Raw genomic sequence first — 13,447 nt, forward strand, 5'->3', positions numbered from 1 at the left:
ACCTACGCTTCCGGCTGATCGCGCTTGGGCTTGGGAGCGGGGGCGTCGGGCAGGCGCTTCAGTTCGCTGGCGGGAATGCCCAGCAACATGCCCTGATCGGTGTGCACGTCTACGGTGCCGGACAGGGGGTGCAGCTTGGTTACTTTGCCGCACGCGCCGCTGCCCTCATGGCACACTTTGGCGTTCTTGCGGGGCAAGTCTTTCAGCAGGTCTACGTACTGGGTGTGCTCGAATTGCAGGCAGCACAGCAGGCGTCCGCAGGGGCCACTCAGTTTTTCGGGGTTCAGGGGCAACTGCTGATCGCGGGCCATGCGAATACTGACGGGCGCGAAGTCTTGCAGGTGCGTGCTGGAACAGTTTTCACGGCCACACGCGCCCAACGTGCCGATCATCTGCGCCTGTTCACGCGGGCCGATGGCAGCAAAATTAACGCGGGCGCGGGTGTGCTTCCGCAGTTCTCCGATCAGGCTGCTGAGTTCTATGCGGTCTTCGGCGCTGTAGCTGACGGTGACGAGGCTCTCGTCCAGCGTAAATTCCACAGCGACCAGTTTCACGGGCAACTGCCGCTCACGGGCGCGGGCACGCAGCAGCCATTTCAGGTCTTCGCCCTGACGGTGCAGGTCTTCCCAGCGGGTCAGGTCTTCCGGCGTGGCCGCACGCAGCACCGCGCCGTAGCGGGCCTGTGGTTCGGGGACAGTGGCCTCGCCGCGCACTTTGGCAACTTCGGGGCCGCGTTTGCCCTGCACCACCACCCGCGTGCCCACCGGGTAGGGCTGCTCGCTGAGCATGGCGTGAAGCCGGGGACTCCGCTCGAATCGGATGGGAAGGACAACCACGCCTTGCACAATGTCACGCGCAGGGGGCGGGCGTCGAGAGGTGATGCACATTGGGCAAGCAGGTTGTGGGCTGTGGGCCGTAGGGTGTGGGAAAAAGCGGTGCGATCTGACGCCAACGCACTGTCCTTCCTACCGCCCACAATCCACGTCCTACACCCCAATCAGTGTCTTTCGGCCAGAACTTCGATCTCTACCCGCACGTCACGCGGCAGGCGGGCCACCTGTACGGTGCTGCGGGCCGGGTAGGGGGCCGAAAAATGCGCCTCATACACGGCGTTCATGGCAGAAAATTCGTTCATGTCGGCCAGAAACACGGTGGTTTTGACCACACGCTCCAGATCGGTTCCGGCGGCGGCCAGCAGAGCCTTCAGGTTGGCGATCACCTGTTCGGTCTGCTCGGTGATGCCGCCTTCCACCATGCTGCCGTCGGGCTTCAGGGGAATCTGGCCGCTGGTGACCACCAGATTGCCGAAGGTAACGGCCTGGCTGTAGGGGCCGATGGCGGCGGGGGCGTCGGGCGTTTGCACGATATCTTTCATGCCGCCTACTGTACCCGTTGAAGCCCGACTCTGTTTGAGCAACTCTGTTTCGACTGCTCTGTTCCAACAGCCACCCCCCGAACGCTGCGCCTGCTGAAGGAGAATCAGGAACCCGGCAATGAGGAATCCGGGTCAGTGATGAGGGTCTTGCATAGGCTGGGTCTTGGCCGATGCCACCGAAACAGGGGCGCTGAGCGCGGGCCGGGTGGCGGCGTGGGCCACCTGACGGCTGTGCAGCATGCGGCGGGAAATCAGGATGCCCAGCAGCACCGCAATGCCCAAAACCCCCAGCAACACGCGGTGTTCAGGCACCAGAATGACGCCTAGCAGCGTGAAATACACCACCGTGAGCAGCAGATAGGTGAGCAGGCTGTTGCCGCGCCGGGCACTCAGCAGCACATCGGCGTAGGTGGGGCCGTCGGGTTGGCGGATGGGCAGAGCGTAGTTCGGGAGGCGCAGGCTGCGGCCAATATCGACGATCACGGCGGTGATGTTGTCAGGGCCACCTGCATCGTTGGCCGCGTTCACGAGGGTGCGGGCCACCTGATCGGGCGTGTTCTGGCGGGCCAGCAGTTCCAGCAGATGCGGTTCTTCCACCACGCCCGAAAGGCCGTCACTGCACAGCAGCAGGCGGTCACCGGATTTGAGCGGGAAGCCAAACAGTTCCAGCCGCACCCGTTCTTCTCCGCCTAGCGCGTTGCTGACCACGCTGCGCCACTGGTGATCGCGGGCCTCGGCTTCGGTCAGGTTGCCCAGCCGCACCTGTTCGGCCACCCAAGAATGATCGTCGGTCAGGCGGTGCAGTTCTCCGGCACGCAGCATGTAAGCCCGCGAATCGCCCACATGCGCCACAATCGCCGCTCCCCGGTCTATCAGGATGGCCAGCAGCGTGGTGCCCATGCCCACGTATTCGCCCACCGCATGCCGCAGCACCGACAGATTGGCGGCCTGCACCGCTTCAGCAAGGCGTTCGGGGGGCATGCCGCGCCCATCTAGGTAGGCCTGACTGAGCGTGTCGAGTGCCAGATTGGCCGCCAGTTCGCCAGCGGCATGGCCCCCCATTCCGTCGGCAACGGCATAGAGGCCACCTTGCGGTAAGTCGAGCGCCAGGGCAGCGTCCTGATTGACACCGCCCTGACGTTGACGCCCCACGTCCGTGAGCAGCCCAGAGGACATGGAAGGCGTCGCTGGGAAGCGCATGAGGTCAATATAAGGCAAGCGTTAGGAGAAAGGGTGTGCTAAACCTGTCTGACTCTCAGAGACCAGCAGAAGTCCGGTTTCCGCCACTCTCATGATTCCTGCCCCTGCTCACGCAGCCACATCATCAGGGCCTCGGCGCTGGCCGGGTTGGTCGCCAACGGCACATCATGAACATCACACAGGCGCACGAGGGCCGATACGTCGGGTTCATGCGGCTGCGCGGTCAGTGGGTCACGGAAGAAAAAGACCGCCAGCACGCGCTCCTCGGCCAGTCTTGCCCCGATCTGTTGGTCGCCGCCCAGTGGCCCCGACAGCACCCGCTCTACATTCAGCCCGGTTTGCTTGGCGAGAATGCTGCCTGTAGTGCCGGTGGCCACCAGATGAAAGCGGGCCAGAATCTCCCGGTGGGCGAGGGCAAACAGGGCCAGCTCCAGCTTTTTCTTGTCGTGGGCGATGAGGGCCACTTGTCGCCGCCCAGTGATTGCGCTCCCGTCTGCACCTTGAACACTGCCGCCTTGAACCGTCATGCGGGCCATTGTTTCACGCGCCGCTCTGGTGATGAATGCCCCTTCTGAATGTCTGCGCCACTTATACTGGGTTCAAAATACTGGCGTTCAGAATCCTGGCGTTTACGTTCCTCCCTCATCGTCCGCTGGCCCTCTCCGACGTTCCCGCGAGGTTTCGCCCATGACCACCGCACCCCGCCCGCAGTCCGAACCCGCCCGCCCCTCTCCTTCTTCCCGGGCCAATACAGCCGGGGCCGCTCCCACCGATCTGCACGGCCTGTTCGCGCTTCAGCAGGCGCACCGGCCCAGGGCGGCAGGGGCCAGTGTTGCGGAGCGTCAAGCGCTCCTCCGGCGGTTGCACGACGCCATCAAAGCGGGGCGGGTGGCCCTGGCAGGCGCGTTGGCTGCCGATTTGGGCAAGAGCCGCGCCGAAGCCGAACTGACCGAAATTCATCCGGTACTGGAAGAAATTCAGCATGTGATCCGCGCCCTGCCGCGCTGGGCCGCTCCCAAACGTGTGCCGACCACCGCCATGATGCTGGGGGCACACAGCGAAATTCGCGCCGAAGCACGCGGCACCACCCTGATTCTGAGTCCTTGGAATTACCCGGTGAATCTGGCGTTGGCCCCGTTGGTCGCAAGTCTGGCGGCGGGCAATACGGTGATCCTGAAGCCCAGTGAGAAAGCTCCAGCCACCGCCCGCGCCCTCCATCACCTTCTGGAACGCACCTTTCAGCCGCAGTTGGTGGCCGTCGCCCTCGGTGGCCCGGACGTCGCGCAGACCCTGACGACTCTGCCCTTCGATCACATCTTTTTTACGGGCAGCGGCGCGGTGGGGCGGCAAGTGTTGCGGGCCGCCGCCGAGAACCTGACGGGCGTGACGCTGGAACTGGGCGGCAAAAGTCCGGCCTTGATAGACGCGAGCGCAGACCTGACCCTCAGCGCCGAGCGGATCGCGTGGGGCAAATTGCTGAATGCGGGCCAAACCTGCGTGGCCCCCGATTACGTCCTGATTCCCGAACACTTGCGGGATGCATTTGTGCAGCACCTCGACGCCGTGATTGCCCGCCGCTACGGAGACCGGGCGTGGTTGCGGGTGGGGCCGGATTATGGGCGAATGATAGACAGCCGCAGCGTAGAGCGCCTCTCTCGCCTGACCGCAGACAGCGTGGCACAGGGCGCGAACATCGCTGTGGGGGGCGAGTTCGATACCGGAGCCAAGTTCATTTCGCCCACGGTAGTGATAGACGTGACGCCCGACATGCCGCTGATGGGGGAAGAATTGTTTGGCCCGGTGCTGCCCGTGCTGACTTACCGCACGCTGGATGAGGCCTTGGCGCTGATCAACCGACTTGATCCTCCGCTGGCCCTCTACGCCTTCGGGGAAGACAAGACAGCGCTGGAACGCATCAAACGTGGCACCCAGAGCGGCGGCATGGTGGTCAACGGCACCATCATTCACCTGACCAATCCGCATCTGCCGTTCGGCGGCGTGGGGGCCAGTGGCATGGGCAATTATCACGGTGTACACGGCTTCCGCACCTTCAGTCACCAGCGGGCCATCCTGACCGAACCGAAGCAAAGCGCCACCCGATTCGCGTTTCCGCCGTATGGCCGCGCTGCGCCGCGCTTCGTGACTTGGCTCCTGCGCCAACTGGAGAGGCAGACTGGGCCGCGTGAATGACGGTCTGAACGGGATAACCGGGGTCATCACGGGGGGCGGAAAATCCAGCCGATTTGGAAGTGATAAGGCGTTGGCCCTATTGGAAGGCCGCCCCCTCCTGCACCACGTCGCGCACAGTTTGGACGGCTGCGGCCTGCGCTTGCTGGTGGCCCCGCCCGGCAAATATGCGTTGGGGGGTTGGCAACCCGTCCCCGACACCCGCCCCGGCGAAGGCCCGCTGGCCGGGTTGGAAGCGGCGCTGGGCGTGAGCCTTCACCTCCGGGGAGCGGGATGGGTGGCTTTTACGGGCGTAGACCTGCCCCGCCTGACCCCCGACTTCTGGCTCACGCTGGCCGCTGCCCGCACGCCGCACGCGCTGAGTGTGCAACCGCTGGACGCCGAAGGCCGCCCCCAACCGCTGGCCGCGCTGTACCACACGGCGGTGCTGCCCCACATCACCGCCCTGTTGGATGCCGGAGAACGCAGACTCCGGGCCGCTGCTCTGGCTGAACGTGTCGTGACGGTTTTGGGCATTGCGCCGGGAGTGTTGCGGAATGTGAACACGCCCGCTGACCTGTTGAACCTGCAAACCAAACAGCAATAAAAAAATCCGCCTCTCGGCGGCGGTTGTGTTAACTTGATTGAACAGAGTATAGCGCGGTATGCAGGGCAAGTCAAACTATGCGCTCGGCCCATTTGATGCCGTTCAGTGCAGGACATCAACCGCGACTAGAGCGGCAAGAACTCCTCTGCTAGCCATACGCTGCCTTGTGCGCCTTTTTCATCCGTGCATAGTCGGCGTTGGCTTCGGCCTCTTCCCATTTGGCCTTGAAAATCCGGGCAGATTCAGCTTTCACCGGGTCTTCGGGCGTGCGGCGCAATTCGTCGCGGCCATGCGCTCCACTTTGCCCCTTTTTGTCGTCGGGTACAGGGCCGTCGTACTTCTTGCCACCCTTGTGATTGGCATAGCGCCGTGAGCGCGTAAAGCCCATCTGCAAAAACTTGCGGGCCATGTCCGCGCCCACAAAATCGCCCGCCTTTAGGTAATCCAGAAAGAGGGCATAAATGGTTTCGCTGCTCTCGCGGGCCACATCGGGTGTGGCAAAGCGCCAGTGGGGTAAAATCTCGGATTTATAGGGCTGCACCAACAGGACGCCCTGTTCTCCCACGCCCACCCGGTACAACTCAGGATGGGCGCGGAGATCAAGTTCGGCGTAATGCAGGCTGTAGTCGAATTTAGGGGGCATGACCTAGACGGCTCCGGGAGCAGATTCCGGCCACTCCATTGCTCTAACGGAACAGCGCCCTTAGAACAACTGCGTTCTGGAATCTGCATTGCTCCTACTCGCTTTGCTCGGTTCGAATCTTCAATTCAAACGGAGTTTTTACGTCATCCGGTCATCGTCCATCATCGCGCTGAGCATCCAGCGGATTTTGTCTACCGTCGCGGCGTACCCGTTGTACAAGTCTGCGGTGGCGGGATCGTTGGCGTCGTCTACGGCCTGAGAATCGTCGCGGTAGCCCCGGCCCACGCGGGTCAGGTCGTCTACAAGGTCGGACACTTGGGCGCGGGCATCGCGCACGGTATCGGTAGGCACGCGCACCACGCTGAAGCGGTCTACGTCGGCGGGCGCGGCAATCGGGCTGCCGCCGAGGGCCACTAAGCGTTCGGCCTGCTCGTCGATGCTGGGAAAGATTTCTTCGATGAATTCATCGTAGGCAAGGTGCAAATCTCGGAAGAAGCGACCCCGAATATCCCAGTGATACTTCTTGAATTTCAGGTACAGGCTGATGGACGTGGCGAGGTTACGCTGCAACGTTTCGGCCACCACGGCGAATTCTTCCTCGCTGAGGTAGCCGTGATCCACGAGGCGGTTATGCACCGTGTTCAGGTGCGCGGCGTCGGCCTTGGAATCGCCGCCTGCCACCACGCCCTGAGTGCCCACATTCTGGTCGGCGTCTTTGCCTTTCCCCTTCTTGCCAGCTTTCTGCGTCATGGCTTTAACCTACCCTCCCGCCCTTGCCGCGCCCATACGTGGATTCTTTAGGCTTGACCCACTATTCGGTCGTCCGGTACAGCAAGCGGTTGTCCTGCACGCTCATTTCAACTTTTCCCAATTCCTGCAATTCGGTCAGGTGGGCGGCCACCACAGCGCGGTTCAGCACCACCGCCGAAGGATTGGTCATGGTGATATTCAGGGCGGCGCACACGCGGGCCAGCAGTTCATCGGTGGTGGCGGCTCCGGCCTGAACCGCGTGCAGCACAGCGTCGGTGGTGCGGGCGTAGGCGGCGAGGTTGGCAGCCACCAGCCCGGCCAGATCGGGGGTCGGGTCGCCGTGGCCGGGCAACACCACGCGCACGCCTTCCAACTCCCCCAATCTTGCCGCCGCCTCCTTTTGCAGACCTGAATCGGCGCAAAAGGTCAGCGGGTGCTTGTGCAGGGCTTCTGCCCCAAATAGCGCGTCGGCAGCGTACAGCACGTCTCCGACACGCACTGCGTACATCATGGAGGCGTGTCCGGCCACCTCCAGCAACTCCACATCTGCGCCGCCGATGCGGGTCAGGCCGGGTTCGGGGGCAAGGCGGGCGGGACTAGGCGGGGCCAGCAGGAATTTGTTCTGCAAGTCGGCGGGGGGCCGCGCCCCGAAGAGCGTGATGGGTTCCAAGATCGGGTGCGTGATCACGGCGTCTTCCAGCGGCGGCGCAAAAATTTTGAGTTCTGGGTAGCGCTTCAGCACAAAGCTGTTGCCGCCGTGATGATCGGCGTGGCTGTGCGTGTTCAGGATGCCGGTGGGCTGCAACCCCGCGTCGGTCATGGCCCGCAGCAGTTTTCGGGCGTGCGATTCGTCCAGCCCGGTGTCTATGACCAGTGCGCCGCCGCGCCCGTCCTCTATCAGCACACTGTTGACGGCGGCGGGAAAGTAGTGCACACCGGGGGCAAGGGGCAGCAGAGCAGAGGCCATAGCCAGCAGAGTACAGGCCACACCGGGTGAAAGATTAACTTTGCTTAATCAATCGCTTGATCGTTTGATGTAGAGTGATTTCTAACAGGCCGAACGCCTCGGCCCCATTCTCAGTGTGCCCCAAGGAGAACTATGCCCCGTCTGCCCAAACTTGCGATCATCGTCGGAAGCACCCGCGCCACCCGCTTTGCCGATAAACCCACCGCTTGGTTTTCCGGCCTCGCCTCGCAGCGCACCGACGCCGAATTTGAAGTTGTCGACCTGCGTGATTTCCCCATGCCCTTCTTCGATGAAGTGGCCTCGAACGCCTACGCACCTTCTCAGAATGAAGTGGCGCAGCGTTGGCAGCAAAAGCTAAAGGAATTTGACGGCTACATTTTTGTGACCGCCGAGTACAACCACGCGCCCACCGCCGTCCTGAAAAACGCGCTGGACTACGCTTATACCGAATGGAACAAAAAGCCCGCCGCCTTCGTGGGCTACGGCTCGGTGGGCGCAGCACGGGCCATAGAGCAGCTTCGGATGATCGCTGTGGAACTCCAGATGGCCCCCACCCGCACCAGCGTGAACATTCAGGGCGGAGACTTTTTTGCCGTGTGGCAGCAAGGCAAAGACATTGCCGAACTGACCCATCTGCTCCCCAGCGTAAATTCATTGCTGGATGAAGTGGTCTGGTGGGCCAACGCTCTGAACGCGGCGCGGGAAGCGTAAGCGGCGGCAACTGGGGCAGTCTAAGGGTCTAAGGAAAGGCAACGGCCCAAGCTCTGGCGCTCGCTTTTCAACTAACCCCCCCGTTGCTTCTCAACGCCCCCCCTTAGAAGTGGGGACAAAAGCTGTTGCGCTCCCCTTGAGGGGGGCTGGCTGCGAAGCAGACTGGGGGGTTCGCCCGGAATCGTCAACTCCAGTTGCCAAGCTCCAGCTCTTTCCAACAGAACGCAGAGGCGGCCCCGTGCTTCCTCTGCTGTTGCATGCACTGTTTTATGCACTGTTGTATGCACCGTCGTCCCTTCACCCGGAACGCCTGACCCGTCCCCTTTGCCATGCGGGTGTACCCTCTCCCCCGTGACCTCTGCCCCCGCTCCCGCTTTCCGCCCCTCTGCCGCGCAACTCGGACTGATCGGCGTCACGTTCCTGATGTGGGGCGGGTTTTTTCTGGTCATTCCCCTCATCACGGTGCATTTTGTGGATGGGTTGGGCTGGGCAGCGGCCAGCGTGGGCCTCGTGCTGGGCGTGCGGCAACTGACCCAGCAGGGCCTGACGGTGTTTGGCGGGGCGTGGGCAGACCGGATCGGGCCAAAGCCGCTGATTCTAGCGGGCTGCCTGATTCGCACCCTCGGCTTCGGCTGGATGGGCTTTGCCGAGACGCTGCCTGTGCTGCTGGCCGCGTCGGTGCTGGCGGGCATCGGCGGGGGCCTGTTCGATGCGCCCAAGAGTGCGGCTATTACCGCTGTCACGCGGGACGAACACCGGGGCCGCATGTTCAGCCTGATCAGCATGGCGGGCAATTTGGGCATGGTGACGGGGCCGTTGCTGGGCGCGTGGCTGGCAGGCGTGGGCTTCCGCACGGCGGCGCTGTGGGCGGGCAGCGTGTATCTGCTGGCCTTCGCGGTACTGGCCCTCACGCTGCCCCGCATGACTCCGCCAGCGCGTGCGGCGGGCGCAAGCAGCTTGGACGGCCTGCGAATTGCCCTGCAAGACCGCGTATTCCGGCGCTTTACGCTGGTGCTGTGCGGCTACTTTTTGCTGAGTACCCAACTGAATGTGGCCGTGACCCTGAAAGCGGTGGCGCTGGCTGGCCCCGCCGCCACTGGCCCGCTGTACGGCCTGAGCGCGGGCCTTGCCGTGCTGCTGCAATACCCGCTGCTGAGGCTGGTGGAGCGCCACATTCCCACACGCCCCGCCCTCGTGACCGCCGTGCTGGTGGTGGCCGCCGCGCTGGGCCTGATGGGATTCGCCGTCACCTTCCCGCAACTGCTGGCCTGCGTGGTGCTGTATTCGTTGGGCACGATGTTGGTGTATCCCACCCAGCAAACTCTCACTGCCCGCCTTGCTCCAGAAGGCCGGGTAGGAAGCTATTTCGGCTTCAGCGCCATCAGCCTCGGCGTGGGTGGCGCACTGGGCAACTTTTTGGGCGGCCTGCTGGTAGATACGGGAGCAAGGCTGAACCTGCCCACGCTGCCCTGGCTGACGCTGATGGCGGTGGGCTTGGTCACAGCGGCGGGGCTGCGGTGGGCTTTGCGGGGGATGGGGGAAGAGAAGTAAGCCAGATGGTGGGAAGGACGGCCTACTGCTGACCCACACACTCCGATAATCCCGGTGTCTTGGTACGAATCATATCTGTTGTAAAGACGTCTAACCCTATCCGGTTGATGAATGAAATTTGATTCATATCGCCATTTTGAGGAAACCAGAATTCATCCACACGGTAGCCATAACACTTCAACTCTTTAAGCGTAGGCAGCCAGACAGGGCCGCCGAGCAAGGCTGTATGTTCATCCTGCCTGAGGTTGACCAGTCGCCAAGCATCTTCGTAGAGCTTTTGCGAAACTCCAAGAGATTCGTTGATCTGCCTTTCCTTTTTGATGAACGCCTCAATTTTTGGAATTTGATTCCAGTTGGCGAGCCCAAGCAACTGGGCAGGATTAGATTCAGCGTTCCAATGAAAGCCTAAATAAGCGCCCGGTTGTACCACAACCTTTGCAGCCCCTGAAGCGATGATGGAACAAGCAGAGAGGCATGGGCCGGTAGCAACTAGCGCCATTTTGTTACCCATGACTAAATCCATCATTTTATAAGCAGGTTCAATATCCCCACCGCTAGATGAGATGTAAAGCGAACGGGTCTCCGGCGTGATCGCCTGCTCAAGTTTTTTAAGAGAAGCATCCGTGATGTAGCCGTCAAAATAAACCTTTTCGTCTACGACTCTGACACTGACGTCATTCTGAAAATGGCGCGGTATAAGGCTGCAAGAAGACAAGGCAAACAATCCAGCACAAGCTAAAATTACTTGACGCATGACGTTACTGCCTCTGGTTTGATTTTCACATCTTTGGTGGCGAAAACATAGATTCCTGAATCCAAAAGATTTTTCTGCTCTTCTGGTTTCAGCGAGAAGTCGTCTGTCAAATCAGTGACGCCGTAGCAGCCGAGTTCCGGGCTAGTGGGAACCCAGAAAATTCTGTCGACGCTGGGGATGTCCAAAATACTTTGCTGTTTTTCATAGGCAAGTACCATTCGGCGGGCGTCGTCCAGCAGTTCACGCTTGACCCCCACATCGTAGAGGAAAGCCAGTTCCTGCACTCTGCTTTTGCGGAAATTCTCTAGATAGACTGCTCCCCATTTGGGGCTGAAACCAGATTCTTCAATCTCTTTGAGCAATTCGGTATCATCAAAGCTGGAGAAGCCATAGGTGAATCCCAAAACTCCCCCCGGCGTTCGTTCCTTCGCTTTGCCCGATAAAAAAAGATAGTTGGCACAACCCTGAGTACAGAGACCGTCTACACTTACTCGCAGGTTCATCTTCCTGAGGTGTTGGCCCATAGGTAGATAGAGATGATTGTAGCCACCTAAATTTCCCCGCAATGACGCCAGGGAAAACGTTTGATCAGCGATAAACGTATCTAACTTGCCTGCATCAGGTGCAAAAGGCTTGCCCGTAAAAATTAATGTCTCATTCTTTCTATCGAATACTGTTCCCAGTCGAGAAGTCTGCGTCACGCTGCATGAGGAAAGCGTTAGAGCTATCCCCGTAATAAGTACGAACTGTGTGGAGATTCCGTAAGTCATCCCAACAAGATAATCACTTATACGACTAGCCCGTCATATCGGTCTATTCAGGAGAATCTGAGTTACCCCTCTCCCCCATCTTCCGCCCACAGCGCCCGCATTTCTGCGCTGCGTTCCAGCAACTCTGCCAGCGTGCCTTCATCGGTGATGCGCCCGCCTTCCAGCAGCAGGATTCGGTCGGCGCGGGTCAGGGCGGCGCGGCGGTGAGACACCACCAGACAAGTCGCGTCGGTTTCGGCAAACAGACCGTCCCACAACACGGCTTCGGTGCGGGCGTCGAGGGCGCTGCTCACGTCGTCGAAAACCAACAGATCGGCGTCGCGGGCCAGCATCCGGGCCACCGCCGCCCGCTGCACCTGCCCGCCACTGAGTTTCACGCCGCGTGCGCCCACCGGAGTCTCCAGCCCGCTGCCCAACTGCTGCACATCGGGTTCCAGCACAGCCAAGCGCACGGCGCGGCTCAAGCGATCCGGCGCGCTGCCGCTCAGCACGTTTTCGCGCAGGCTGTCGCTGAACAGGTTGGGAATCTGTGCGGTGTAGGCGCTGCGGGGCGGCACGAGGAACGACGCGGGGTCTTCTACAGGTTGTCCGTTCCAAGACACCGTACCCGAATCTGTGGGAATCAGGCCCAGCAGCGCCCGCAACAGCGTCGTTTTGCCGCTACCGATGCGCCCCGTGACCACCACGAATTCTCCCCGGCGCACACTGAAGCTGGCGTCGCGCAGGCCCATGCCGCTGGGGTGCAGGGCAGTCAGGCCATCCACGCGCAGTTCTTCTAGCGGCTGAGCCTCGGCAGTCCCGGCGGCGGGCAGGGGGGCCACTTCCGGCGGATCGGCGTGCAGGTACACCGGATGATGCTGCACGGTCTGGTCACGCGGGGCGTCTTGCAGCAGGCGGTTCATGCGGTCATAGCTGACCCCGGTGCGGCGGTGGCGGGCAATCGCGTCGCCAAAAAAGCCCATGCTTCCGGTCAGGCGCGGCAGCAGCCCGATAAACAGCACGAAGTCGGCCACATCCAGCGCCCCGCCGCGAATTTTGTTGGCCCCCAGCAGCAGCACCAAGCCAACAGCGATATTCACCATATTGGTGTTCACGCCCCGGATCAGTTCGGTCAGCAGCACGTCGCGCAGGGCGGCAGAGCGGCGAACCTCGCCCAATTTGACCAGGTGAGACACCATCTGGCCTTCACGGGCGGCCAGTTTCACGGCGCTCACGGCCCCGAACGTTTCCCCGATAAAGTCGGTGACGCGGCCCGTCGCCTCGCGCATGCGGCGGCGGTAACTGCGAATAATGGGTGAGAGCCGCTGCACGAACAGCACCATCAGCAGCAGCGGGGCGCACACCAGCGCCGTGATCAGCGGGTCTATCTGGGCCATCAGGGCAATGGCGATGATGGAGAAGGCCAAAATACCCCAGCCGTCCACCCAGACCTCGGTATATCCGGCCACATCGTCCACATCGTCGCGGAAGCGGGTCACGGACTCGGCAGGGGTGTCGGGCAGGCGGCGGGCGCGGCGGGCGGTGAGCAGGTAGCCCAGCATGTTGCGCCGCACCAGGGCGTCCAGCGTGTACCACAGTTCTATCCACGCCCGGAAGGCCCCGTAAAAAATTCCGAATCGGCTGACCCGCACGAAGGCGAACCAGCCCACCGCCACCCACGCCGCCGCGATCAGGGGTTCAATGTTTCCGCTGGTAGAAGTGCCTGCCAACCGCAGTTTATCGGCGGCTTCCAGCTCCCGGAACACTCCACTGATCGCCAACGTCAGCAGCGCGGGCGAGGCGTGAACCATCGTCCACATCAGCAGATTGAAGGCGAACAGGCCGGGTTTGTACACGAACAGGCGCTTGGAGAGGGCGAAAGTTTTGTCGGAGATGGACTGGGGAATGGGCTGGATGGCGGGCTGGGGGGCGGTGGTCATGGGTGGCAACTCCGGGAGAGTGTGGATCGTGGAC

14 protein-coding genes are annotated in these 13,447 nt (G+C 61.8%); 4 read left to right on the top strand and 10 right to left on the bottom strand.

The genetic code is table 11. The features are described 5' to 3' along the window. Positions 1-2: 2 nt before the first annotated feature. The 4 genes from SU48_RS13460 to SU48_RS13475 form a co-directional block, all read right to left on the bottom strand. The gene (locus SU48_RS13460; RefSeq protein WP_064015687.1) at positions 3-788 is read right to left on the bottom strand and encodes a PSP1 domain-containing protein; all 786 of its coding nucleotides are present in this window, start codon (positions 786-788) and stop codon (positions 3-5) included. Positions 789-997: 209 nt separating this feature from the next. Beyond that, on the bottom strand, positions 998-1,375 hold the full coding sequence (locus SU48_RS13465; protein ID WP_064015688.1) for a RidA family protein: 378 nt from the start codon (positions 1,373-1,375) through the stop codon (positions 998-1,000). Between the two features lie 132 nt (positions 1,376-1,507). After that, on the bottom strand, positions 1,508-2,575 hold the full coding sequence (locus tag SU48_RS13470; RefSeq protein ID WP_064015689.1) for a PP2C family protein-serine/threonine phosphatase: 1,068 nt from the start codon (positions 2,573-2,575) through the stop codon (positions 1,508-1,510). 89 nt (positions 2,576-2,664) lie between these two features. Next, entirely contained in the window at positions 2,665-3,102 is a 438-nt protein-coding gene (locus SU48_RS13475) for a methylglyoxal synthase (RefSeq protein WP_064015690.1), read from the bottom strand. A 160-nt stretch (positions 3,103-3,262) separates the two neighbouring features. Here SU48_RS13475 and SU48_RS13480 point away from each other — a divergent pair, with 160 nt between their 5' ends. Both SU48_RS13480 and mobA read left to right on the top strand, forming a co-directional pair. After that, complete coding sequence (locus SU48_RS13480) at positions 3,263-4,765, top strand: aldehyde dehydrogenase family protein (RefSeq protein ID WP_082869781.1); 1,503 nt, start codon at positions 3,263-3,265, stop codon at positions 4,763-4,765. Continuing rightward, positions 4,758-5,348: a molybdenum cofactor guanylyltransferase gene (gene mobA / locus SU48_RS13485; protein ID WP_064015691.1), complete on the top strand. Its 591-nt coding sequence runs from the start codon at positions 4,758-4,760 to the stop codon at positions 5,346-5,348. Before SU48_RS13480 ends, mobA begins: the two co-directional genes overlap by 8 nt. Before the next feature lie 148 nt (positions 5,349-5,496). Here the strand turns inward: mobA and SU48_RS13490 are convergent, their stop codons facing one another. From SU48_RS13490 to SU48_RS13500, 3 genes are all read right to left on the bottom strand, one after another. Then, complete coding sequence (locus tag SU48_RS13490; RefSeq protein ID WP_064015692.1) at positions 5,497-5,991, bottom strand: DUF4385 domain-containing protein; 495 nt, start codon at positions 5,989-5,991, stop codon at positions 5,497-5,499. Between the two features lie 138 nt (positions 5,992-6,129). After that, positions 6,130-6,741 (bottom strand): Dps family protein, encoded by a 612-nt coding sequence (locus tag SU48_RS13495; protein ID WP_064015693.1) that lies wholly within the window; start codon positions 6,739-6,741, stop codon positions 6,130-6,132. 61 nt (positions 6,742-6,802) lie between these two features. After that, positions 6,803-7,708 carry an MBL fold metallo-hydrolase gene (locus tag SU48_RS13500; protein ID WP_064015694.1) on the bottom strand — a complete coding sequence of 302 codons (906 nt, stop codon included), beginning with the start codon at positions 7,706-7,708 and terminating at the stop codon, positions 6,803-6,805. Between the two features lie 132 nt (positions 7,709-7,840). Here SU48_RS13500 and SU48_RS13505 point away from each other — a divergent pair, with 132 nt between their 5' ends. Beyond that, positions 7,841-8,419, top strand: coding sequence for an NADPH-dependent FMN reductase (locus tag SU48_RS13505; protein WP_064015695.1), 579 nt, complete (start codon positions 7,841-7,843; stop codon positions 8,417-8,419). A gap of 351 nt (positions 8,420-8,770) precedes the next feature. Further along, positions 8,771-9,970 carry an MFS transporter gene (locus SU48_RS13510; RefSeq protein ID WP_231881637.1) on the top strand — a complete coding sequence of 400 codons (1,200 nt, stop codon included), beginning with the start codon at positions 8,771-8,773 and terminating at the stop codon, positions 9,968-9,970. A gap of 22 nt (positions 9,971-9,992) precedes the next feature. Here the strand turns inward: SU48_RS13510 and SU48_RS13515 are convergent, their stop codons facing one another. From SU48_RS13515 to SU48_RS13525, 3 genes are all read right to left on the bottom strand, one after another. After that, positions 9,993-10,724 (bottom strand): NfeD family protein, encoded by a 732-nt coding sequence (locus tag SU48_RS13515; RefSeq protein WP_157451177.1) that lies wholly within the window; start codon positions 10,722-10,724, stop codon positions 9,993-9,995. Continuing rightward, complete coding sequence (locus tag SU48_RS14240) at positions 10,712-11,425, bottom strand: hypothetical protein (protein ID WP_197474654.1); 714 nt, start codon at positions 11,423-11,425, stop codon at positions 10,712-10,714. Before SU48_RS14240 ends, SU48_RS13515 begins: the two co-directional genes overlap by 13 nt. Positions 11,426-11,556: 131 nt before the next feature. Next, complete coding sequence (locus SU48_RS13525) at positions 11,557-13,413, bottom strand: ABC transporter ATP-binding protein (RefSeq protein WP_064015699.1); 1,857 nt, start codon at positions 13,411-13,413, stop codon at positions 11,557-11,559. Between the last annotated feature and the right edge of the window lie 34 nt (positions 13,414-13,447).

The organism is Deinococcus puniceus, assembly GCF_001644565.1.
GTDB lineage: Bacteria > Deinococcota > Deinococci > Deinococcales > Deinococcaceae > Deinococcus > Deinococcus puniceus.

Coding starts and splice junctions, on each gene's coding strand:
- SU48_RS13460 (WP_064015687.1), bottom strand. CDS start 788: ATGCTCAGCGAGCAGCCCTACCCGGTGGGCACGCGGGTGGTGGTGCAG.
- SU48_RS13465 (WP_064015688.1), bottom strand. CDS start 1,375: ATGAAAGATATCGTGCAAACGCCCGACGCCCCCGCCGCCATCGGCCCC.
- SU48_RS13470 (WP_064015689.1), bottom strand. CDS start 2,575: ATGCGCTTCCCAGCGACGCCTTCCATGTCCTCTGGGCTGCTCACGGAC.
- SU48_RS13475 (WP_064015690.1), bottom strand. CDS start 3,102: ATGACGGTTCAAGGCGGCAGTGTTCAAGGTGCAGACGGGAGCGCAATC.
- SU48_RS13480 (WP_082869781.1), top strand. CDS start 3,263: ATGACCACCGCACCCCGCCCGCAGTCCGAACCCGCCCGCCCCTCTCCT.
- SU48_RS13490 (WP_064015692.1), bottom strand. CDS start 5,991: ATGCCCCCTAAATTCGACTACAGCCTGCATTACGCCGAACTTGATCTC.
- SU48_RS13495 (WP_064015693.1), bottom strand. CDS start 6,741: ATGACGCAGAAAGCTGGCAAGAAGGGGAAAGGCAAAGACGCCGACCAG.
- SU48_RS13500 (WP_064015694.1), bottom strand. CDS start 7,708: ATGGCCTCTGCTCTGCTGCCCCTTGCCCCCGGTGTGCACTACTTTCCC.
- SU48_RS13505 (WP_064015695.1), top strand. CDS start 7,841: ATGCCCCGTCTGCCCAAACTTGCGATCATCGTCGGAAGCACCCGCGCC.
- SU48_RS13515 (WP_157451177.1), bottom strand. CDS start 10,724: ATGCGTCAAGTAATTTTAGCTTGTGCTGGATTGTTTGCCTTGTCTTCT.
- SU48_RS13525 (WP_064015699.1), bottom strand. CDS start 13,413: ATGACCACCGCCCCCCAGCCCGCCATCCAGCCCATTCCCCAGTCCATC.